21 protein-coding genes, 1 tRNA gene and 4 pseudogenes are annotated in these 22,113 nt (G+C 52.9%); 11 read left to right on the top strand and 15 right to left on the bottom strand.

The annotated features are described in order from the left end of the window. The first annotated feature begins 4 nt into the window (after positions 1–4). Positions 5–1,114, top strand: a complete 1,110-nt coding sequence (locus L1889_RS12470; RefSeq protein ID WP_238665385.1) for an alpha-hydroxy acid oxidase — start codon at positions 5–7, stop codon at positions 1,112–1,114. A 25-nt stretch (positions 1,115–1,139) separates the two neighbouring features. On the opposite strand, the pseudogene ampD reads toward L1889_RS12470, so the two are convergent. The 3 genes and pseudogenes from ampD to L1889_RS12455 all read right to left on the bottom strand — a co-directional run bounded on the left by ampD (position 1,140) and on the right by L1889_RS12455 (position 2,832). Next, positions 1,140–1,750, bottom strand: a pseudogene (ampD, locus tag L1889_RS12465) (1,6-anhydro-N-acetylmuramyl-L-alanine amidase AmpD). Then, the gene (locus tag L1889_RS12460; protein WP_238665384.1) at positions 1,734–1,988 is read right to left on the bottom strand and encodes a PP0621 family protein; all 255 of its coding nucleotides are present in this window, start codon (positions 1,986–1,988) and stop codon (positions 1,734–1,736) included. The pseudogene ampD and the gene L1889_RS12460 overlap by 17 nt, the downstream one beginning before the upstream one ends. Further along, entirely contained in the window at positions 1,981–2,832 is an 852-nt protein-coding gene (locus L1889_RS12455) for a cytochrome C assembly family protein (protein WP_238665383.1), read from the bottom strand. Before L1889_RS12455 ends, L1889_RS12460 begins: the two co-directional genes overlap by 8 nt. Before the next feature lie 106 nt (positions 2,833–2,938). Here L1889_RS12455 and ffh point away from each other — a divergent pair, with 106 nt between their 5' ends. After that, entirely contained in the window at positions 2,939–4,369 is a 1,431-nt protein-coding gene (ffh, locus tag L1889_RS12450) for a signal recognition particle protein (RefSeq protein ID WP_238665382.1), read from the top strand. An 83-nt stretch (positions 4,370–4,452) separates the two neighbouring features. Here the strand turns inward: ffh and L1889_RS12445 are convergent, their stop codons facing one another. The 11 genes and pseudogenes from L1889_RS12445 to trmB all read right to left on the bottom strand — a co-directional run bounded on the left by L1889_RS12445 (position 4,453) and on the right by trmB (position 13,320). Beyond that, complete coding sequence (locus L1889_RS12445; protein WP_238665381.1) at positions 4,453–4,992, bottom strand: acetamidase/formamidase family protein; 540 nt, start codon at positions 4,990–4,992, stop codon at positions 4,453–4,455. A 20-nt stretch (positions 4,993–5,012) separates the two neighbouring features. Further along, positions 5,013–5,450, bottom strand: a complete 438-nt coding sequence (locus tag L1889_RS12440; RefSeq protein WP_238665380.1) for an acetamidase/formamidase family protein — start codon at positions 5,448–5,450, stop codon at positions 5,013–5,015. A 35-nt stretch (positions 5,451–5,485) separates the two neighbouring features. Next, positions 5,486–6,199: an ABC transporter ATP-binding protein gene (locus L1889_RS12435; protein ID WP_238665379.1), complete on the bottom strand. Its 714-nt coding sequence runs from the start codon at positions 6,197–6,199 to the stop codon at positions 5,486–5,488. After that, entirely contained in the window at positions 6,192–6,911 is a 720-nt protein-coding gene (locus L1889_RS12430) for an ABC transporter ATP-binding protein (RefSeq protein ID WP_238665378.1), read from the bottom strand. Before L1889_RS12430 ends, L1889_RS12435 begins: the two co-directional genes overlap by 8 nt. Before the next feature lie 17 nt (positions 6,912–6,928). Then, complete coding sequence (locus L1889_RS12425) at positions 6,929–7,993, bottom strand: ABC transporter permease subunit (RefSeq protein ID WP_238665377.1); 1,065 nt, start codon at positions 7,991–7,993, stop codon at positions 6,929–6,931. Positions 7,994–7,995: 2 nt separating this feature from the next. Continuing rightward, complete coding sequence (locus L1889_RS12420; protein ID WP_238665376.1) at positions 7,996–8,868, bottom strand: ABC transporter permease subunit; 873 nt, start codon at positions 8,866–8,868, stop codon at positions 7,996–7,998. 124 nt (positions 8,869–8,992) lie between these two features. Further along, positions 8,993–10,228, bottom strand: a complete 1,236-nt coding sequence (locus L1889_RS12415; RefSeq protein WP_238665375.1) for an urea ABC transporter substrate-binding protein — start codon at positions 10,226–10,228, stop codon at positions 8,993–8,995. A 113-nt stretch (positions 10,229–10,341) separates the two neighbouring features. After that, on the bottom strand, positions 10,342–10,968 hold the full coding sequence (locus L1889_RS12410; protein WP_238665374.1) for an ANTAR domain-containing response regulator: 627 nt from the start codon (positions 10,966–10,968) through the stop codon (positions 10,342–10,344). Further along, positions 10,965–12,098, bottom strand: coding sequence for a transporter substrate-binding domain-containing protein (locus tag L1889_RS12405; protein WP_308217677.1), 1,134 nt, complete (start codon positions 12,096–12,098; stop codon positions 10,965–10,967). Before L1889_RS12405 ends, L1889_RS12410 begins: the two co-directional genes overlap by 4 nt. A gap of 273 nt (positions 12,099–12,371) precedes the next feature. Beyond that, a complete protein-coding gene (gene thiS, locus L1889_RS12400; RefSeq protein WP_238665373.1) occupies positions 12,372–12,575 on the bottom strand; it encodes a sulfur carrier protein ThiS in 204 nt (67 codons plus the stop codon). A 44-nt stretch (positions 12,576–12,619) separates the two neighbouring features. Next, a pseudogene (gene trmB, locus L1889_RS12395) lies at positions 12,620–13,320 on the bottom strand (tRNA (guanosine(46)-N7)-methyltransferase TrmB). 211 nt (positions 13,321–13,531) lie between these two features. Here trmB and L1889_RS12390 point away from each other — a divergent pair. After that, positions 13,532–13,605: transfer RNA gene (locus tag L1889_RS12390), tRNA-Gly, on the top strand. A gap of 2 nt (positions 13,606–13,607) precedes the next feature. Here L1889_RS12390 and L1889_RS12385 read toward each other — a convergent pair. Then, positions 13,608–13,811 (bottom strand): hypothetical protein, encoded by a 204-nt coding sequence (locus tag L1889_RS12385; protein WP_238665372.1) that lies wholly within the window; start codon positions 13,809–13,811, stop codon positions 13,608–13,610. A gap of 33 nt (positions 13,812–13,844) precedes the next feature. Between L1889_RS12385 and L1889_RS12380 the strand changes: the two are divergent. The 8 genes and pseudogenes from L1889_RS12380 to L1889_RS12345 all read left to right on the top strand — a co-directional run bounded on the left by L1889_RS12380 (position 13,845) and on the right by L1889_RS12345 (position 22,070). Further along, positions 13,845–15,732, top strand: a pseudogene (locus L1889_RS12380) (tyrosine-type recombinase/integrase). 699 nt (positions 15,733–16,431) lie between these two features. Then, the gene (locus tag L1889_RS12375; protein ID WP_238665371.1) at positions 16,432–17,178 is read left to right on the top strand and encodes a hypothetical protein; all 747 of its coding nucleotides are present in this window, start codon (positions 16,432–16,434) and stop codon (positions 17,176–17,178) included. Positions 17,179–17,295: 117 nt separating this feature from the next. After that, a complete protein-coding gene (locus tag L1889_RS12370) occupies positions 17,296–17,508 on the top strand; it encodes an AlpA family transcriptional regulator (RefSeq protein ID WP_102071001.1) in 213 nt (70 codons plus the stop codon). Positions 17,509–17,548: 40 nt separating this feature from the next. Further along, complete coding sequence (locus L1889_RS12365) at positions 17,549–18,427, top strand: ParA family protein (protein ID WP_238665370.1); 879 nt, start codon at positions 17,549–17,551, stop codon at positions 18,425–18,427. After that, complete coding sequence (locus tag L1889_RS12360; RefSeq protein ID WP_238665369.1) at positions 18,411–18,671, top strand: hypothetical protein; 261 nt, start codon at positions 18,411–18,413, stop codon at positions 18,669–18,671. Before L1889_RS12365 ends, L1889_RS12360 begins: the two co-directional genes overlap by 17 nt. Beyond that, positions 18,664–20,316, top strand: a complete 1,653-nt coding sequence (locus L1889_RS12355) for a ParB family protein (RefSeq protein WP_238665368.1) — start codon at positions 18,664–18,666, stop codon at positions 20,314–20,316. The genes L1889_RS12360 and L1889_RS12355 overlap by 8 nt, the downstream gene beginning before the upstream one ends. A 15-nt stretch (positions 20,317–20,331) precedes the next feature. Continuing rightward, positions 20,332–20,892, top strand: coding sequence for a DUF2857 domain-containing protein (locus L1889_RS12350; protein WP_238665367.1), 561 nt, complete (start codon positions 20,332–20,334; stop codon positions 20,890–20,892). Between the two features lie 3 nt (positions 20,893–20,895). Then, positions 20,896–22,070, top strand: a pseudogene (locus L1889_RS12345) (STY4528 family pathogenicity island replication protein). Positions 22,071–22,113 lie beyond the last annotated feature (43 nt).

Genomic DNA, 22,113 nt, shown 5'->3' with positions numbered 1-22,113 from the left:
GTTTATGGCATTAACTCTTGAACCTTTGCAACAAATTCCCTCTGATATCGTTTGTGTGGATGATTACATTCCCTATGCAAAAGAACGGTTAACTGCGCAGGCATGGGCTTTCTTTAGTGGCGGAGCGGCTGATGAGTTTGCGATACAGCGCAACAGACAGGCCTTTAACCAGTTTCAGCTAGTGCCTGCAGTGTTGAACAAGCTTAGCGGTGGGCATACCCGCTCTCGACTGTTGGACCAGGAAATGGCCTATCCCATTTTGCTGGCTCCTATCGCTTATCAACAGCTTGCGCATCGGAACGGCGAATTGGCAACCGTACTCGCGGCATCAGCAATGCAGGCCACCATGGTTTTAAGCATGCAATCCAGTGTGGCGTTGCACGAGGTCGCTCATCAGGCTCATGGGCCCCTTTGGTTTCAATGGTATAAGCAGGCTGATCGCGAAGCGTCGATACGCTTGCTTAACGATGTCGAGTCGGCAGGTTACGAGGCAATCGTGCTCACTGTCGATGCGCCAGTCAACGGAATACGCAATCGAGAGCAACGAGCTCAGTTTGTGCTTCCGATCGGAGTCTCAGCGGTCAATTTAAGCGCCTTCAAGTCCATGTCAGTTGCGCCCGGTGCTGCAGGGACGAGCCCGGTGTTTGGGTCGGGCCTGGTAGAGCATGCCGCTACATGGGAAGATGTGGAGCGTATTGTGGCTGCAACGCATCTGCCTGTGTTACTCAAAGGCATTTTACGCGCTACTGACGCGCGTCGTGCGATGGCATTGGGCGTTAAGGGGCTCGTGGTATCTAATCATGGGGGAAGGACGCTCGATGCGGCGATTTCGCCGCTCGATGCCTTGGCTGCGGTTGTTGATGAAGTCGGGGGTAGGATGCCGGTGTTGTTTGACGGCGGAATACATCGAGGTACAGACATATTTATTGCCTTGGCACTGGGGGCCTCTGCGGTGTTGATCGGCCGGCCCTACATATATGGACTTGCAGCGGCAGGAGCTCCCGGAGTAGCACACGTATTGCATATATTGCGCACTGAGCTTGAGGTCGCGATGGCTTTATGTGGTTGCGCCACCCTGGCGGATATCAACAGAGATTTTTTGTACCGCAAGTAGGCAAGCGGTATAAGCTTGGGCCTGCCTAAAGTTTCGGTTGCTCTGATAAGGGAAAGAGCGTCTCCGGCCATTCTGTATCAGCGAGATAGCGCTGCCAGTCAAAGCAAGGGCCGGGATCGGTCTTGCGCTCAGGCGAGATATGTTCGTGTCCACGTACAGCTCGCAGGGGGTGACGATAGGCAACTGCTTGACTTAACAGTTTGAGGCTGAAATATTGGGGTGTTTCGAATGCAACATAATCGCTACCCTCAAGTTCTATCCCTATAGAAAAGTCATTGCAGGCCGTACGACCGTTGAAGCTGGATTTTCCTGCATGCCAGGCGCGGTCAAGGGTAGAGACAAACTGCACGATGCTGCCATCACGCCGTATTAGAAAGTGAGCCGAGACTTTCATGCCACGTATGTTTTCAAACCATGGGTGAGCACCAATATCGAGCTTATTCTGAAAAAATCGATAATGGCCGTGCCAGTGAATACATTGGGGGGCAAGCTGATGTTATGGATCACCAGCAGGTCGATCTCAGAACCCTCCGGACGCACATCGAAGTTGGGCGAAGGGGCATGGCTGGCGATGCTGTTTTGAAGTAGCCAGCCGTCACTACCCAGCTTCAGGGCGGGACTATTTTCGTGGCCCATGCTTGGCATGCTCTAGGCTGCACCAGGTGTGGTGGTTGCTCATTAGTGCTTCCGAGCGTGGTAAATAGACGCCGCAATGAGCGCAGCGTACCATCGGTTCGGTCGCCCCTTTTTGAAAACGGTTGTTTTGGGGACGTTGATCAGGTGGCGCATTGCGTTTGGCTTTGGCAAACGACAACACCCGAGCCACCATTAATACCGCCAATATAACGACGATCCAGATAAATAACTTAGCCAATTGTTCCTCGCTGCAAAATAACGTCTAATACAAAACGGGTGCCCGAATACGATAGTAAGAGGAACGCAAAACCCACAAGTGTCCAGCGAAGGGCAACCTTGCCTCGCCAACCTCGCATACGGCGCCCTAGCAACAGGGCGCCCAGCGTAAACCACGACAGCAGTGTAAATACGGTTTTATGGTCAAGAGGTAAAAAGCGTCCGTCGATATGCAGGGACACTGCAATACCGGAAAGCACGGTCAAGGTCAGTACCGCAAAGCCGATACGTACCAAGCGAAACAGCAGTTCTTCCTGTACGAGCAAGGGTGGCATGACATCGAGAGCGCGATAAAATATGCCGGGATCTTCTTCTTGCTGGGCCGGATGGTGTAGCTGGCGGTCTAGGGCTGTCATCAGAATAGCGTGCAACGCTGCAACGGTAATTAAGCCGTAGGCGGCCATAGCCACAAGCAAATGGGCGCGTAGCCATTCGCTATCACCGTGATGCACAATGGCACCCTGCGGGAAAAGTACAGCAGCAAGGCTTACAAGAGTTGACGCCGGTAGTAAAATAAGAAGCAGGCTATCCAGCCGTAAAAACAGGCTTTCAAACCAGAACACCACCATTCCTAGCCAAATAGCGGCTGAAAGCGCTAATGCCCAGCCCAAATGCAAGCCTTGTGGCAATATAATGGTTAACAACAGCCCCGCGCCGTGCACCACAATTGCCGCTAGTAACGCAATACGGCTTGGGCCACTTAGCACGGGTTGCTGGCTACCTTGGGTAATAGGACGCCACAACATAATCGTTAACACGATATACGCCAGTGCGGCGAGCAAGTGAAATACAATGCTTGCAGACATAATTTCCGACAGTCGATAAAACCTTACAGGGATAAACCCTGAAACCGGGTATTTTATTCTTATTCTGTCATCCCGACGATTTACTAGTTTAAGCGAAACCAGCGTTATGTTCGAAAATCTTACTCAACGTATGACGCGTGTTGTAAAAACAATGCGTGGACAGGCTCGCCTGACGGAAGCAAACACGCAGGATATGCTGCGTGAGGTACGTATGGCCCTACTCGAGGCCGATGTATCTTTACCCGTTGTGCGCGACTTCATTTCTAAAGTTAAAGAGCGTGCCTTGGGTAGCGAGGTTGCCGACTCGTTGAATCCGGGGCAGGCTCTTGTAGGCGCGGTTCACCAAGAGCTCACTTCATTGATGGGTGCCGACCTGGGGGTCGAGGCGTCTGAGCTCTCCCTGGCGACGCAGCCGCCTGCTGTACTGCTGATGGCGGGTTTACAGGGGGCAGGTAAAACCACCACGACGGCTAAGCTGGCCAAATGGCTGCACGAAGGTGGCCATACGCAAAATGGTAAAAAATCGGGCAAGAAAAAAGTCCTGGTGGTCAGTGCTGACGTGTATCGGCCTGCGGCTATCGAGCAGCTAAAAACAGTTGCCGCGCAAGTTGGCGTCGACTTCCTGCCCACTGACACTACGGAAAAGCCAGTGGCCATCGCTAATAGGGCGCTGGATCACGCCAAACGCCATCACTACGACGTGCTTATCGTCGATACGGCGGGCCGCCTGGGTGTAGATGAAGCCATGATGCAAGAGATTCAGCAACTGCATCAGGCGCTGAACCCCATCGAAACCTTGTTTGTCGTTGACGCCATGCAAGGACAAGATGCTGTCAATGTGGCAAAGGCTTTTGGTGAAGCGCTGCCCTTAACGGGCGTTGTGCTGACGAAGCTTGACGGTGATGCCCGTGGGGGCGCTGCGCTTTCTGTGCGCCACATCACGGGTAAGCCTCTGAAGTTCGTGGGGGTGTCAGAAAAGCTTGATGGCCTTGAGCCTTTTCACCCGGAGCGTATGGCTCAGCGCATTTTGGGGATGGGCGATATTGTCTCCTTGGTCGAGCAGGCCCAGCGCAATATTGATGTGGCTGACGCCGAGAAAATGGCCAAAAAGATCAAAGCGGGTGATCGCTTCGATCTGAACGATTTTCGGGATCAACTGCAGCAAGTCAAAAAAATGGGTGATATGGGCTCGTTGCTTGAAAAGCTCCCGGCCCAGTTCGCTCAGGCAGCCTCGCAGTTGCAGGGCGGTGAGGCCGAGAAGCAACTACGCCGCACCGAAGGCATCCTCAGTTCCATGACCCCGCTTGAGCGCTCCAAGCCGGACCTGCTCAAAGCTTCGCGCAAGCGTCGTATTGCAACCGGTGCCGGCGTCTCCGTACAAGAAGTCAATCGCCTGCTTTCGCAATACGACCAGATGCAAGGCATGATGAAGAAAATGAAAGGCGGTGGCATGGCCAAGATGATGCGGTCCATGGCTGGTATGGGGGGCATGGGTGGCTTAGGCGGAATGGGTAAAGGCTTTCGTGGACGGCGATAAAAAAACCGTAAGACGGTAGCAGACCGCATCACGGTTTAACAAACACACAGCGGTCAATGAGCGATCATTGATCGCTGTATTGTTTAGCGAGCTTGGCCAACAATGCTCTTTAGAATGGAAGCACCCAAGGTGTATTTGGGGTCAACCATGTTACCTAAGCGCACTCGACCAGCTTGGGTTAATAGCATATACGCATCGATTTCTGAAAAACCAAAGTCAGCAGCTAACCAACGTACCAAGTCACAATAGGCGCGACGTGCAGCGTCTTCCATGGGGCGTGCAGAACCCATGCTCATGTAAAACGTCTCATTTTCTAGACGGGGGTTGGTTAGGTGCATGTTTTTGATTAAATCCACCTGAATGGTGGTGGTAGTGGGGTGCTCAATGGCTACACCACATAACTCACCATCACCTTGTGCAGCGTGGCAGTCACCTAAGTACAAGTACGCGCCTTTGGTTTGTACTGGTAGATAGAGAATAGCGCCTGGAGCCACATCAGGTACATCCAAGTTACCCCCATAGTAATCAGGTACTAATGCGCTAATCGCCTCAATCTCGGGTGACACACCAATAGAGCCAATAAAAGGCTCGTACGGCAGTGTAATGGAGTCTGTCCACTGCACGCCTTTAACGGCGTCTACATTTACCTTTTTACGCGCTCCGGCAAGGGCGCGTTAAGTATGGCAGTGTCAGCAGTACCCACTAAGCCACCAAATCCGTTAATCATCGCTGTAGTACCGCAGGGCTGTGGGCCGCGTGGAACAATTTTTTTGATATAAACAGCTAAGCAATCGCCTTTTTCAGCACCCTCTATATAGATAGGGCCGTTTTGAGGATTGAGAAATGGGAAATTAAGTTTTTCACTTGGTACGCACTGCTCTGTTGCTAAGGCCCCTTCAAAAGCGTCGTGTGTTTCTATTTCTAAAACCGCCCCTGGCTCTACATGGAGAATAGGGTCCACATAGGGGCCGTAAACATAGTGGTATTTCCCTTGACGGGCTTCATCAATGCGGTGTTCAGATCGAGCTTGCCCGCCCGCGACCCCTTTGCGTGCCATCAGCGATGTTTCGAACCAAGACATAATTACTCCTTGATAGTCTGAGAGTGTTGGGGCTGTCAGATTGACAGACACCGTTTCACAACTTTTGGATCATGCAACTCGGAAGGATCCAGTTCTTCCGTGAATTGACCTTTATCCATCACATAGCAGCGCTGTGCCATGGACTGAATCATTTCTAAATTCTGTTCAACGAAGACTACGGTTAAACCTTGGGACTGGTTCAACTTCACCATTAGGCGGGCGATATCTTTCACAATGGATGGCTGAATCCCTTCAGAGGGCTCATCAAGCAAAATTAAGGATGGCGAGGCAATCAGCACTCGCCCAATCGCTAATTGCTGTTGTTGACCACCTGAAAGTGTCCCAGCGGCTTGTTTGCGTCGTTCAGCCAGAATGGGAAAGTAGCTGTAAATCTCGTCGTATTTACTGGTTGCTACCTTATTACTCAGTGACTCACCTACCTTTAGGTTCTCTTCTACGCTCATGCGTGGAAACACATCACGCCCCTGTGGCACATACCCTATGCCCAGACGCGCCCGTTTAAATGAAGGCAGGTGTGCAATGGACTTACCCGCAAAATGGATATCGCCAGTGCCTGTGGGTAACAGGCCAATCAGGCTTTTCATTAAGGTGGATTTACCCACACCATTACGGCCAATCACGGCAAGAATCTCTCCTTGCTTAACCTGAAAATTCACGCCTTGTAGTACAGGTTTGGAGCCATAGCCTGTACGTAACTCGCTGGTTTTTAAGAGCAAGGAATTAGACATTTGACTTTCCTAAGTAAATTTCGATCACACGCTCATCGTTTTCAATGTCGGCGATGGAACCGCTAGCGAAAATCTCTCCGTAGTTCAGTACAGTTACTTGCTCGGCGATTTGTCTTACAAAAGCCATATCATGCTCAACAGCCAGCACAGTCATGCCTTGTTTGTTTAGGTTCAGAATCATCTGTCCTGTCTGGAAGGTTTCATCGGGGGTCATACCAGCAGTAGGCTCGTCGAGCATAAGTAGCTTGGGCTGCAAGCTCACAGCCATACCAATTTCTAGCCACTGCTTTTGACCGTGGCTTAGGTTCTTGGCCAATTGCTCGGCATCCTCTGCTAAATGTAAAAAAGGCAGTAGTTGGTTTACTTGCTTTTCAACTTCATTGCGATGCACAAAACGCTGTTGTAATGCCACCGTTAGGTTTTGAGCGACGGACATATCAGGAAATACGCCAGGTACCTGAAATTTCACACTAATACCACGGCGTATACGCCGGTATGAGGGTTCTTTGGTGATGTCTACGCCATCAAAAATGATGTTGCCGCTGCTCGGTGCTATTTCGCCTAAGATTAATTTGAAGAAGGTACTTTTACCTGCACCGTTAGGGCCAACCAAGCAGTGCACTTCGCCGCGTTTTAATGCAAAATCAACATTGCCTGTGACGTGCAAACCGCCAAACCACTTATTTAATTTTGTAGTCTCTAATAAGCTCATGGTGTCCGTTGCCTCGTCTATGCTTCAGAAGTTGATGTGTTGGACTTCTTGCGGCGGCTTAGTTGTTGACCTAGAGTCAAGAAAATACCGTTAGGGGCTAACAGAACGGTTAAGGTGAGTAGCGCGCCCATGACCACTAAGGCGTATTGGCTGCCGTAAACGGTAAGTGCTTGGAAACCAGCCAGAACTATTAAGGTTCCCATTAAGGTGGCAGTAAGATCGCTACGGCCACTAACGGCTACCCAAATCACGGGTAATGCAGCAGCCGTCATGCTCATATTTGAGGGCGTAATGTATTGTCCCCATGACACATAAAGCACCCCACTCATACCTGCTAGCACGCTGCCGATAACGAAAGCACCGAGTTGGTATTTACGAATGTCATAGCCGAGCATTTCAGCCCGTAGTGGGTTGTCGCGGGCGGCTACCAGCACGTTGCCGAAGCGAGAGTTCACTAAGATACGTAAGCCTAGGTACACAAGAATAAGCAAGATCAGCGTGATGTAGTAGAGCGTGACATCAGCGTATAAAACGATGTCTTCACCAAACCATGGAATAGTCAGTGGTGGCATACCGCTCATACCATTAAAGCCGTTGAGTCTGGCTTTACCAATAGCCCATTCAGGACCAGCGGTCTGAGCCATAAAACGCTCTAACACGAGGGTGACTGATAAGGTCACAATGCCTAAAAACACACCAGCGATACGGCCGAAGAACAAGAAGTAACCTAGAGTCGCTGCGAAAATGGCGGTAACGCCTAAACCCAGTAATAACGCCAACCATGTGAAGCCGTAATCAGCGCCAATATTGATAGTGAGCACGGCATAAACATAGCCGCTGATGCCAAAAAAGGCAGTTTGACCAAAACTTAAAATACCGCCATAACCCCAGATTAAACTGAGGCCTAACGCCATAAATACCCAATTGAAAAAGTAAACGTTATTACCCACGTCATAGCCGTCGGCAAACAGTGGGTAGATGAAAGCGAAGATGGCGAGTAGCCCAGCACCAGACCAAAAGTGCTTACCTCGGCCCAGGGTCTGGGGACCTTCAAGCAGGCCTAAAAAATTCAATAGTTTCATAATTATCTTCTTGCCTTGAGCAGCCAGCCAGAGATGCCGTTTGGCAGCACGCGGATTACGAAAATGACGGTAATTAACATGCCTATATGGCCAAACATCTGCCCTTTCCACGAGGTCAGACCTGCTTTCATGATGCCCAGTACTGCGGCAGCAGGTGCGGTACCTAGGAAAATATCAGAGCCACCAATCACTACAGTGACAAAAGCGTCCACAACAAAGGAGCTACCCATAGTGGGGACCAATGTCATGGTGGGGGCGTAAAGTGCACCAGCTAAGCCTGCTAAGGCGGCACCAATACCAAAGGTGAAAGAGTAAATAAGACTGGTGTTTACGCCTAAGGCGTTAGCCATGTGAGGCACTTGAATGGTTGCGCGAGCCAACACACCAAAACGTGTGAAGCGGAAAATGAGGTACAGCACAGCCAAGAGACCGATGGCGACACCCATTAAGGCCACACGATATTCTGAGTAAGAGTAGGTGCCAATACTAAAGCTGCCCAATGGGGTTCCAGTACCTTGCATGGTGGAGCCCAGCACAATTAGGGTGCCTTGCGTAACAATAAGGCTAATGCCCCACGTTGCTACAATCGTGTCCAGCGGCCGCGAATATAAATGTCGCACTACCAAACGCTCAACCACCATGCCTGCCATACCAGCAGCTAAAGCACCGATGATGACGGCCGCGATGAAGGGCATGCCTGATTTAATAGCGAAGGTGGATACATAGGCACCACACAAAATGAACTCACCATGAGCCAAGTTGATAACACCCATCATTCCGAAAATAATGGCTAATCCACATGAGGCCAATACTAAAAAGGCAAAGGCATCTCCGGCTTGATACAGGAAAGCGAAGAAAGTGCTAAATAGTTCCATAACTGATTCCAGTCAACGCATCCACTTTCAAGAGGTGGACGCAGCGCCTCCTATGCCCTACGCATAATGCGCAGGGAAAAGAGGTCTTTTTGGTGACGAGTAAAACTAGAGCGAGAACTCGTCGTTATTTCTTAACGGTGGGATTCTCTGATGGTGTGTACTGCGCGTAAGGGTCGTCCTGAGTCAAATTACAACCTACTTCACCTAGCCAGTAAGGCTCAATGTTTTCCCATACTTTAGGGAAAGTAATGGAGTGATCTGCACCCACACGAGCTAAGTAAATAGTGTGTGATACGTGCTGGCTTTTGGGGTCTATGCATACACGACCTTCTGGCGCATCCACACATACATCACCTTCAGCGATGACGTCGCGTAAATCCGCTTTTTTGGTTGAGCCATCCGCACGTTCCACCATTTGCTTGTAGAGGTATACAGCGTGGTAGGAGTTCTCGGCTTCTTGGTTAATGTATGGCTCGTCCGGGTATTTTTCATGCCATTTGGCGACAAAGGCTTGGGCTTCCGGTGTTTGCACTTCTTCAATGAAGTTAGTGGTTACGTACATGCCTTCTAAGCTAGGTGCTTTAAAGCGTTTGTGCTCGTAGCCTTGACCTACGTTTACCGATGAAGCCATAGGTAGCTTGAGGTTCGAAGCCAGTGCTTGTTCATAGTAGGAGGCTTGAGCAGTACCTACCAATAAAGTCACAACGAAATCTGGTTTGGTACGTTGAATGTTTTGGATGTTGGTGGAAAATTGCGAAACACCAATTGGGATAAAGTCTTCCCCCACGAGTTCGCCGTCATTCTCTTTAACGAATTTGCGTACCCATTCAGCGGAAATCTGACCGAAGTTATAGTCAGCGGCTAAGATGTACACGCGTTTGCCGTACTTCTCCATCATCCATGGAATAAGTGTTGAAAATTGTTGCTCAGGCACGGCGCCTGTGACCACCATGTTGGCATCACATACACCACCTTCGTATTGGTTGTTGTAGAAAGCGAAGCCGTCAAATTGTTTAACGATAGGGCGGTAGGCTTCACGAGCGGCACTACTAAAGCCTGAAAACACCACGTCCACTTTATCGCGTTGTAATACGCGGCGCATCATCTCTTGGTGGCGTGTGTTGTCGGATTGCGTGTCATAGATTACGAGATCTAGCTTACGACCAGCAATGCCACCGTCAGCGTTAATTTCGTCTGCTGCCATTTGGATGGCGCGAACCTTAGCGATAGTGGGAACCACAAACTCGCCTGATTGGTCTTCAAGTACGCCTAGCCTAATGGGGGCGTCATTGGCGATGGTTGCCCCAGATACAGCCATGGCACCAACTAAGGTGGCAGTTAACCATGTTTTTTTCATCATAATCTCCTCCGCATATACATGTGGTTTATGGTTTGAATGGTTGAGGCTTCAAGCAAAGGGTGCGCAAAGCGTCCCTCAAGGTCTTAGGCGTTATTCATACGTCTTTAAAAGGCCTAGGTTAAAAGTGAGTCCAGTGATTGGGTGTGTCGATCAACCACTTTCTTCGCGAAAATTTCGATAGTAGTTTGCTCATGCATACTTTGTTTACGCAACATCTCATAAGCACGTTCGTCATCAACAGAAAAATGTTGCATCAGTAGGGTTACAGCTTTGATGACATGGCGCCTGGAGTGTCGTCTCGCATCAAGGTCAGCAATTTTTTCCACTAGACTCGCGCGTTCGTTATGGGCATTAATCGCCATAAACAGTGTTGAGAATACGGTGTCCATATGTATGGGTTTTTTAATGAAAGCAGTAGCGCCGTTTGTCATGAGTCGGCCTAGGCGGCTGGGAGCTTCACTGCCCACCATGCCAATAATAGGAACTACAGGGAAACCGGTGCCGGGGTATTCAGGCGTGAGAAGTGAGCCACTTAGATCGCCATCTAAAAAGATTACGTCCTCGGTGGGCTGTAGCTCGTAGTCGTCAAAACTCAGATCGCTAACTTTGGTTTCAATGCGACGCAGTAATACACCCACCTTCAGCAAGGTGTTTTGTAAACGCTCAATGCTGTTTTTATCGGATGAAACTATCGTTGCTTTGCGGCGGGCAAAGTTCTGTATGCGAGGCTGAAGGATCATGGTTCGTGATCTCCCGCGACGTGCCTTACCAACATTATTTCTGCTGATGAGTCCACAAGATAAGGATCTGGGCGCACAGGAGCACTGGCTTGAGCTACGATTTCAAACTCACCATTCGTTTTAGACAGACCGATGCGCGGCGTTAGGTAGCTATGGAAGTTCACAGGATCTAAGTAAACCTCGCCTTGCGGGGCCTGAAAACGTTGCTTACAAACGGCTTTACGTACTGCGTCGATATCATTAGCATCCGCCTGAGCAAGGGCCCCAGCCAATAGGTGCATCGCAATATATGCAGCCTCAACTTCTACAGGAGGCAGTGAGGCTTGAGGAAACTTCTGGGTGTAGGCTTGTACAAATCGTTCGTTTTCAGGGCTGTCTACGCTTGAGAAGTAAACGCTTGAACTGTGATGGCCGTCCATCGCTTCACTACCTATACCGTTTAAATCTGCTTCGGAAAGGTTGCAGCTTGCAATGGGGAACTCTTGAACCTGATCAATGCCGCGAGCAACGCAGGCTGCGCGGAATGCTCTAAAAAAGTGGTAGCTAGATTTGCCAATTAAGGTGTTTAGAATAAAAGCGGGTTTAAGAGCGAAAATCTCTTCTATAACGTCGTCCATCTCCACACCACCTATAGGTTGGTAGCGTTCACCTAAAACTTCTCCGCCCACACGTATGAACTCATCATTAAATACGCGGTTACTCTCCCAGGCCCAAATGTAGTCAGAGCCTATGCAATAAGCGCTATAACCAAAGTTTGAACTCATGTAATCAATCATCGGATAAATATGATGATTAGGAGACGTTCCCGTATAAATCGCATAATCCGTTGACTCAAAGCCTTCGTAGTGAGCTGGAAACCACAGCAGAGACTCGTGTTTTTCAAATAATGGCAAAAGCAACTTTCGACTGCTAGAGGTATAGCAACCAATTACGTGTCGAATACCCGAACGAAGCATATCTTGCGTTTGTTGGAAGTACAGTTCGTCATTGCCTTGCGGGTCGCAGCAGACGACGTCGAAGTCAATTTCTGTATTGTGTGCACGTAGCTCGTCAATCGCCAGCATTACTCCATACCACGCAGTAATACCTACGGCAGCATAAGGTCCTGTGGTCGATGCGATAACTCCGATACGTACTGTTTTTTTGCCATGCTTACTCTGTAGTCCGAAACGAAAAAGGGCCTACAACGCTGAATGCGTTGTAGGCCCTTTTGCCGATGTCTCGTGGTGAAATTCTTATTTTATGTATCTACTTGCTTGAAAAGCGTAGGCAGCGTTGCCGTAGACTCATTGGCTGTTATCGTAGCTGAAATTTATTTTTAGGCAATTGTTTTAGTTGAAAAATGAGCTTTTATAGGGAAAGTCCTAGGGTGAACCTTATCGTCGTTCACAACAGCAGCAAACTTAACCGCCGCCCACTGCCACCACAATTTCCAGGCTATCACCATCATTAAGCTGGCGCGTCTCATGCTGGCTTTTAGGCACGATGTCGCCGTTGAGTTCGACTGCAATGCGTTTGCCTATGTAGCCAAGCTCAGTTAATAAGTTAAATACGGTATAGGGTGTTGAAGGTATCTGGCGTGCTTCGCCATTTAGCATAATGTTCATAACGTATCCTGAAATTAGTCTTGTCGCGTTGCGTAAATAATTGATTAAGCGCGCTGAAAGATGACATCCCAAACACCGTGGCCAAGGCGAATACCACGCGCTTCAAACTTGGTAAGGGGGCGATAATCGGGGCGTTCGGCAAAACCATCAAACTTGTTGTTCAGCAGGGGCTGATCCGAGAGTACCTCAAGCATTTGATGGGCATAATGTTCCCAATCGGTTGCACAATGAATATAGCCCCCGTTTTAAGTCGGCTGCTAAGTAGCTCAATGAACGGAGCCTGCACCAGGCGGCGCTTATGGTGCCGTTTTTTAGGCCAGGGGTCAGGGAAGTAGATGTGGACTCCTGCCAGGCTGTCGGGGGCGATCATGTCACGCACCACTTCAACCGCATCGTGCTGAATAATGCGAATGTTTTGGACGTCATTTTCGTCGATGCGTTTAAGCAGGGCACCTACGCCAGAATTAAAAACCTCGACGCCTAAAAAATTATCGTCAGGACGGTGCTGGGCTATTTTTAAGGTGGTTTCACCCATGCCAAAGCCAATTTCCAGAATCAGCGGCGCATCCCGTCCAAAGGCTTGGATGGGGTCTAAGCGCTGCGGCTGATAATCGATAGCCCATAGTGGCATCAGCCGTTCTAGTGCTTCTTGCTGGCCTGGCGTAATGTGCGAGCGACGGTGCACAAAGCTTTTAATGTGTCCGGCTGGTCGCTGGGAAGTTGCGGAGGAGTTCTCGGTGCTCATAAACGTTGACGCATAAGCCTCGCCCTTTCACAGGGCGAGCGCATAAAAGTATAGGTGGTTCGGTATGGGGAAGACGGCAACGCCCAAACCGTTAGGGCTGAATGTCTGTTTCAAATGACAATAAAATTCTTTTCTGTGCGGACATTGCAGCGTTATACTTTATTATCGCAATAAAAGCGCCATCGTGCGCATCATTCGTGCGTGTCTTCAAGCGGGTGTAGTTCAATGGTAGAACTTTTGCTTCCCAAGCAAATAGCGTGGGTTCGATTCCCATCACCCGCTCCACGTCAACTTTCCAGGGTGTTCCACCAACGGCTCTCAAGTTCTATAAGTCGTTGATTGTTAGGAAGTTCTTTCGCATTGGATGTTCCACTGACATCCAGGGAAAGCTCCCTAAAGCGCCTCTGAATGGGTACATTATTGGGTACATCTATACGGATGTACCCGGTGCCGGATTGTTGATGGGCGCAAACATCAGGTGAGATCAGCATAAGTCCAACTTCCCCGCTTCAGGAGTTGGCACCATGGCTCTGTCCGATCTGACTGTCCGTAAAGCTACGGCGACGGGTAAAGACCGCAGCATTGCGGATTTCGATGGTCTGTATCTCTTTGTTCCCGTTCAGGGGCGAAAAGCGTGGCACTTTCGTTACTACTATGTCGGCAAGCGCGAGCGCTTTTCCCTGGGGACCTACCCCGAGGTGTCGCTGCGCGAGGCCAGAGACTTGCGCGACGAGGCCAGGGCCTTGTTGGCCAAGGGCATTAATCCTCGTAACGAGCGTAAAAGAAAGCGCCAAGCGATCGTCTTGGCCGATGCCGATACGTTTATGGCGGTCTATAAAAGTGGCTCGCTCATCGTCAGCTTTCGCTCGATGAGTGCCGCCAAGGCAGCTATGAACAGATTCAACGGGTATTCAAGGCGAACGTTTTTCATGCGCTGGGCAATCTGACCGTCCATGAGATCACACAGGCTCACCTGTTGGATATCATCGGCAAGGTCGAGGCGCGCGGTTCACTGTCGGTGGCCGAGAAATTGCGCACGTGGCTGAATCAGCTTTTTTCCTACATCAAGGTGGTCGTTACGGGGATAAAGGAAAATCCGGCCGCTGATCTGGATGTGGTGGCGTTGCCGTTGCCCCCGGTCGACCACAACCCCTTCCTGCGCATGGCCGAGCTGCCAGTTATGCTGCAAACGCTGCGCAAGTACCGGGGTCGGCTCACGACTCAACTGGGTTTGCGGCTGCTGATGCTGACTGGGGTGCGCACGGGAGAATTACGATTTGCCACACCCGATCAGTTCGATCTGGACAGAGGTCTCTGGATCATCCCTGTGGTGCGTCTGAAGCAGCGTAAGATGCTCACGAAAAAGAAACGCAAGCGGATGTCCGACATTCCGCCTTATATCGTCCCGCTGTCCGTGCAGGCCCAGGAAATCGTTCGTTACCTGCTGGCGCAGTTCAAACCCGCTCAGGTGTACCTGTTGCCAGGGGCGAGATCCCTACTCAGGCCAGTGAGCGAAAACACGCTGAACCACGCACTCAAGCGCATGGGGTACGAGGACCGACTGACTGGGCATGGCATTCGCGCAACGATCTCCACGGCACTCAACGAGCTGGGATACCTCAAGAAATGGGTCGATGCTCAGCTCTCGCATGCCGACCCGGATAGGATCAGTGCCACCTATAATCACGCCGAGTACGTAGAACAACGGCGTGTCATGATGCAGGACTGGGCCGATCGACTTGATCTATTCGAGCAGAACCACGTCCAGGCGGCCAGCATGCACCTGACCATTACGCTGCAAGGCTTGCCCACCATTGCCGGCCAGGCCGTGACGCATCCTCCCATCATCAATCCGAATACGCCAACGCTCATCGTGGCCCCAGCAACACCCGATATGCCTATCGTGCCGGAGTCAGCCCAGCGTTTGCCCGCAGTGGAGGTGCCGGACTATGCCAAACCTCAGCCGTCACCTCTGCAGCGCGAACGAATGAAGCTGCTCGATCTGTTCGAGGCAGCCCACCACCTGCGTGTTGTTGACTACGCGACGTTAGTGGGTAAGTCCAGGCGTTGGATCAGTTATGAAATCCAGGCGCGCAATCTGCTCGCGCTTAGTATGGGCCATCGTGGCTTGCGCGTACCCGATTGGCAGTTGGACCCACTCAAGCGGCGGCTGGTCCAAAGTGTGCTCGCCTCAACCCCACCCGACATCGACGCTTGGCAGATTTACCACGTATTAACAGAGGCGCATGAGTCGCTGGGGGCCGTTCGCCAATTGAGGCCATCACCGTGCGTAACCTGGATTATCTCGTTGGCTTGGTGCGTGACACGCTCGAGGCCATGCAATGGCCCGTTTCACCCTTCACGACGCTATCGCAAATGGAGAACGCCACAGCGGTCGAGATGATGGTATGAGGCCACATTGATAGGACACAGATGGCCTTGGCGGCATTAAATAATTAAGCTGAGGTCATCGTGGTTTGGGCCACTTTTATTGGCCACGTCTTGCTCCTGCACGCGCTAGGACTCCAGCGTGACGAGTCCTGGCGCTCAGCCGCATTGCGCCATAGCCGGCGCATCTAAGCCGAACTGACGCGGTTCGTACGTCAGCACCCTAGACATCCGCGTGCGCGCTTCTTTCACTGATTGTTATTCAATTCGACCGATATCCGGTCCGCCGCCTACAACCTGCTACTTGAAGTACGACGCGGCTAACTAGGAGTATTCAGATCGCCGGAACAGAATCCTAGTTGCAATATTGGTCTCTCAGGATTCCGGATGGGTCTTAGGCGACCGGCGCTTCCCCTAGTGTTCCTTGGCATGGCGAAAAATATGTGCCAATGATGCCGTCTGCTTAGACCGTCGGTAGAACGCCTAAGACCTATTGAGACTTGTAGGGGCAGGTAAAAACCATGACGCTTGCCGGTATGTACGAGTAACGGGTTAACGCTGGAGCTTGTGAGGTGGCCGATCAGAACCATTGAATTTTCGCACATCAAGCGCGTGATCGCTACCGGCGATCGGCGGACCTGATGTCAGTTCTCAAGGCTTTTACAAAGGCGCTCGTACAGCAGAAGAGTCGGTGATGTAGCACTCCCACAAGGAGACGGAGACATGCATGAGAATCCCTCAACATCCATGGTTTTCTATCGTCCCATCGAAGCAGCCATTCGCTGGGCTGGTCTATTGCGATACGAGCAGGAAATTCTGTCTGCCATCTCGTCGCCAAGAAATTTACCGCGAACTCTCGACTATCCCCGGTGGGACGACCTTCTATTATGTATGGATCGTATCTACGATGCCGTCATCCACCTGGAATTGCCTTATGGACATAACGGCGTCACGTTAAATGATGAATCGTTGTTTGATTCGACCGAGCTGACTATTCGTCATATCGATTTGAAGCGTTGGATGCGCACTCATTACCCAGAGCATCGCCCTAGGTTTCTTTTCAGTCGCAGCGAGCGCATTGCGCATCCCTTCATCACGTTGGAGGCGGGCCAGGCCATGCTGATCGAGCGACAGGCCATGAAAGCCGAGCTTGAGCAATGCCGCCGCCAGATGCACGCGCTTCGGGAACAGCATGAAAGCTTTCTTAAGCAATCGGTGGTGATCTCAGCCTGTAGTCAAGGTAACATTTCCGACAGGGCTGAAACAACGTACCTGAACATCATCGGTGGAATGCTGACGCTGATGCTGGGGACGTCACCCGCGGGCAAGGCCTACTCCAGTTTCAGGACTCAGGAAGCCGTCGTGAGCGCCCTGGTGGCGCATTACCAGAGTGTCATGGGCATCACGGAACGAACCTTGAACGGCAAGTTTGCCAGCGCAAAACGCAGGCTGCGTAGCGCAAACAGCTGAGCGCTGCCAGCTTGTATCTGCAGTCTCCGAAACTGCATTTGCAATGTACTTCCACACCCGTTTCGATTGAATAGAGGTTACGCCAACAAGCGCTACCAAGCGTTAAGGAGTGACCCTATGTCGCAGACACCAGCCTTGCCCCCGGGCGAACGCCGCATTTTACGGCGCGAAGAAGTTGAAGCCAAAACGGGCTTTAAGCGCGCCCATATCTACAACCTGATGAAGAAAGGCCAGTTTCCGAAGGCCTTGCGCCTCGGGGTGCGCGCGGTCGGCTGGGATTCAGTTGAGATAGACCAGTGGATCACTGAACGCCTCGATAACCGGGCGTAACCGCTCTCCCTCACATTTTCACACCCACACGGAGAGCGCCATGCAGGTTGTATCCATCATTTCTACCAAAGGCGGCGTGGGAAAGACAACCACCGCCGCCAACCTGGGCGGGTTCGTCGCTGATGCGGGCTTGCGCGTGCTGCTGCTTGATTTTGACATCCAGCCCACGCTGTCGTCTTATTACGAGCTGGCACATCGTGCAGCCGGTGGCACCTACGAGCTGCTCGCCTTCAACGAGCAGCGTATCGAGCAGTTGGTGTCTCGCACCGTCATTGCAGGCCTGGACTTGGTGGTGTCCAACGATGACCGGGGCGAACTGAACACACTACTGCTGCATGCGGCCGATGGACGCCTACGGCTGCGCCACCTATTACCGGTACTGGCGCCGCTCTATGACCTGGTGCTCATCGATACGCAGGGCGCGCGCAGTGTAATGCTGGAGATGGCAGTGCTCGCTTCCGACGTGGCGCTGTCGCCGGTTACCCCCGAAATTCTGGCTGCACGCGAATTACGGCGCGGGACCATGCAGTTGATTGAGGATATCGCGCCGTATCGGCACCTGGGCATCGAGCCGCCGCCTTTGCAGCTGCTCATCAACCGGGTACATCCTGTGTCGTCAAACGCCCGGCTGATCCAGCAGGCGCTTCGCGATTTATTCCAGGGACAAGTTGGCCTTCGTGTGCTGGACACGGACGTGCCTGCCATCGAAGCCTATCCCCGCGCCGCGACACGGGGCCTGCCCGTGCATCGCATCGAATACCGACAGCCGACAGGTCGCGTGGCACCCGCCGCACTCGAAACCATGCGATCGCTTGCCATTGAACTTTTTCCGTTGTGGAAAGAGCCTTTGGCCCGCGTCTCGGGCCGCCCGCAGCACCCGCATCAACCAGGGAGCGCACGCCATGGCCAACACGCATGAGTTGGCACGTGGCCATAAGCGGCTGCGCGCTCTGATTGATTTTGCCATTGCTGAAGGCTGGCACGTGAAGCGAACATCAGGCGGCCATCTCAAGTTCACTAAGGCGGGATACTCGCCCATCTACACCAGCACGACGGCAAGCGACCATCGAGCCAGTCTCAATGCGCAGGCCCAGATTCGGCGCGCAGACCGGCAAGGCCGCCCAATCCTTGAAAACCTTCATCGGGGGACAGGCCATGGCTGACATAACCTCCCAGGATATGGCAACCAAGTTGCTGGCCGTGGGCTTTGAGCGCAGCAGCCCCTCTGCCTCTGCATTGAGCGACCCGATCGCCGATACCCCCATGGTCGTCACCTTGGATCAGTTGCGTCCCTATGATCACGATCCGCGCATGAAGCGCAATTCCGCGTACGATGAAATCAAGGCGTCTATTCGAGAACGTGGACTGGACGCATCCCCCGCTATTACCCGGCGACCAGGCGCAGAGCACTACATCATCCGCAATGGTGGCAACACGCGGCTAGCCATTCTGCGTGAACTGTGGTCAGAAACCAAGGACGAACGCTTTTTCCGCATTTCTTGCCTGTTTCGGCCTTGGCCAGAGCGAGGCGAGATCATCGCCTTGACGGGACACCTAGCCGAAAACGAGTTGCGCGGTGGCCTGACGTTTATCGAGCGCGCGCTCGGTGTGGAAAAAGCGCGCGAGTTCTACGAACAGGAAAGTGACGCAGCGCTGAACCAATCCGAACTTGCGCGTCGCCTTGCCGCTGACGGTTATCCTGTGCAGCAATCCCACATCAGCCGCATGTCCGATGCGGTGCGCTATCTGCTGCCGGCTATCCCGACCGTGCTTTATGCTGGACTGGGTCGTCACCAGATCGAGCGGCTTGCCGTTATGCGCAAGTCCTGTGAGCGTATCTGGGAGCTCCATGCGCAAGGCAAAAGGGTATCACTGGATTTTGAGAGTTTCTGTCAGGAAGTGCTGATCCAATTCGATACGCAGGTGGAGGAGTTTTCCTGGCAACGCGTGCAGGATGAACTGATTGGACAAATGTCTGACCTGCTGGGTGTGGACTATGACGTTTTGAGCCTGGACCTGAATGACTCAAACAGTCGTCAGCGCGCCTTGGCGAGCGAGCCAACACCCGGAGGTTCGCTTACGACGTTATCCGTACCCACGGCAGCGCCTTCCTCGACGGTTGAAACACCGCCCACAGCCTCTGCGCCACTCAGCGCGCCGCCTGTCAGCCCATCTGCGGTGGATTCGCCGCCTCGCGAAGCCATCGCGGGTGCTAACGACGCTAACACCGATGGTATCGATGACTCCGAGCGTCTGCGAGAACATATCATCTCGACAGCCCCCACGACCGAACGGCTGCAGTCTATTCAGCGCATGGTGGCCGACCAGTTGGGGGATGCGATACCGCCCGAATTCTCGGCGAACGTGCTGCAATCCATACCTGTGCAAGCCGGAGGGTTGTATCCGATCTCGGATGTCTGGTACATCGACCCGGGGTTGGACGCACCCGATCGGCTGCGAACCCACATTGAACAGTTTGCGCGGGAAATCGCCGACGAGGCGGGCGTGGCTGACTGTGTGCAGGCGAGCTCCGATGGTATCGGGTTCCGTTGCACCGAATGGCAGGAAAGCCTGCCGGCAGCCGCACGTGCTGTCATGAGTTTGTTGAGAGCCTTGAGCGGCCAGCCTATCGCTGTGCCAGAGCCTGGCGGTGAGCGCCTGGCTGCTGACTTGCCGGTGCTGCTACACGGTAATGGCCAGCAGGCGCCCGGTTTGAGCGATACCGCCTTGGTCAAGTTATTTCGCTTGCTGCGCCTGGCAAGACGCCTGGTGGAGCTTGACCTCGATAGACCCCATCGCGGTGCGTGAGAGAGGAGGATCTTCATGTCCACACCACACCCTTTGAATCAGGCCGTTATTGCCCAGGCGCTGTACGATCTGCGCAACGGACAGCTGCGCCGCTGTAAGGCGATGGGGTTCGGTGAGGAAGAGCTTAACGCGCTCAAGCGTCCCGAACTGATTAGCGTGCTCCTGAATGCTTCCGTGTCGTGGTGCTCTGTGTCGATCAATCGCGAGGTGGTCAAGCGGTTGCTGCAACAGGCCAAGGACGCGGAAAAAGAGATCGCTTTCGTGGATCGCATGCTCCGGCTTGGTGCCAGCACAGAAATGGTCGGTCGCTTCTACGGTTTGACGCATCAGGAGGTCGCGCTGCGGCGCGACATCTTGGGACTACCCAAACGCAAGGGGCGCCACCCCGTGCTGGATGAAGAGCAGGATACGGCGCTCTGGAAGCAGTGGAGGGCGCTGGCGGAAGCCAGAAGCATTGCGCGTGATGATGACGCCGCCATGTTGGAGGCCGCCATGGACTTGGCCGAAGACATGGCGCTGCCACTATCCGTGGTCTGGTCAGCAATCAAGGGCTGGGTTGACCAAGGGTTGGGTTAGATCGTGGCGGCCCATGACGCGAGTCGGCACGATGGCCCCGTCTTGCTTTCCAACCTGTTGGACGGTGCGCTGACGGATCTTTCATCCGAGCAGGAACAGAACCCGACGAGTGACGGGTTTCTCTATAGCGGTAACCGGCACGAGAGCGTTCCGCGCCGGCTTTTTCTCGATAGACGATTGACACCGCTGGAGCGCAACGCCTGGCAAGTCTTCCGGATGCTGCTCAATGATGACGGCGTCACGGCGTTTCCCACCTATGAGCAATTGCGACCCTGGCTCGCCTCGATGCCGTGCGGGGCTCAGGCCTCGCATGAGACCGTGGCGCGCGCACTGACCTTGTTGCGTCTGACGCGCTGGCTCAGTCTGGTGCGCCGTCGGCGCGACCCCAAAACGGGTCGTATTCTGGGCAATCTCTATGTGCTGCACGACGAACCGTTGACGCCGTTTGAAGCCATGCAGCTTGATCCGGACTATTTGGAGCTGGTCAGTCAGTCTCTGAGCCACTCGGCCAAGGCCGTTCAGATCGTCGGCCTGAACACGTTGCAGGAAATTGCCGATGACCCCTTGTTGCAGGGACGCACTTTACCCTCACGTTTGTACGTGCTCGCGCAACGCCTGCAGCAGGACGCTCCAGCCAAGAGTTATCCACAGGAGGGGATCGCCACGAATCCGAAGAAGGCGGCTCGGGCTTACTTCGGAATGTCGAAGCTCCGTCTTCGGAATCCGAACCAGGGGTGAAACCCGCGTCAAACGGCACTCTTCCGAATCCGAAGCGGGGCCGTACAGTACGTGAGGTAAGTATTAAAGAAGTACGTACGGCTGAGCCCGTTCGCGGGGCACAGAACTTACGCTTGCCCCAACGTTTTGGGCAATTAAAGCAAGGGCAGCAGGCGGGCACCTTGGTCGCGCTACGCCAGGTGGATGAGTCCCTACGCCAGGCGGTGCTCGACGAGTGGGCGGCGCGTTGCCATAACCAGGTGGTGCGTAATCCTGCCGGCTATCTGTTTGGCATCATTCAACGCGCGATCAGTGGGGACTTCAAGCCTTGGGCAGGAAAGTCGAAAGGCCCGGCACCCACTACAGCACCTACAACTGAATCAACGCCGCACGAAGTGGTGCCGCCCGAAGTCGCTATGGAACATCTCAATCGATTGCGCGAATTGGTGGGCAAGGACTGATTCCGGCCAGTAGGGTGGGGGAGCAGCCATGGCCTGCGTTCCA

This window comes from Paenalcaligenes niemegkensis, from assembly GCF_022230885.1.
Taxonomy (GTDB): domain Bacteria; phylum Pseudomonadota; class Gammaproteobacteria; order Burkholderiales; family Burkholderiaceae_B; genus Paenalcaligenes; species Paenalcaligenes niemegkensis.
The sequence above is the reverse complement of the archived record's forward strand: the minus strand, read 5'-3'. Positions and strand labels throughout refer to the sequence as shown.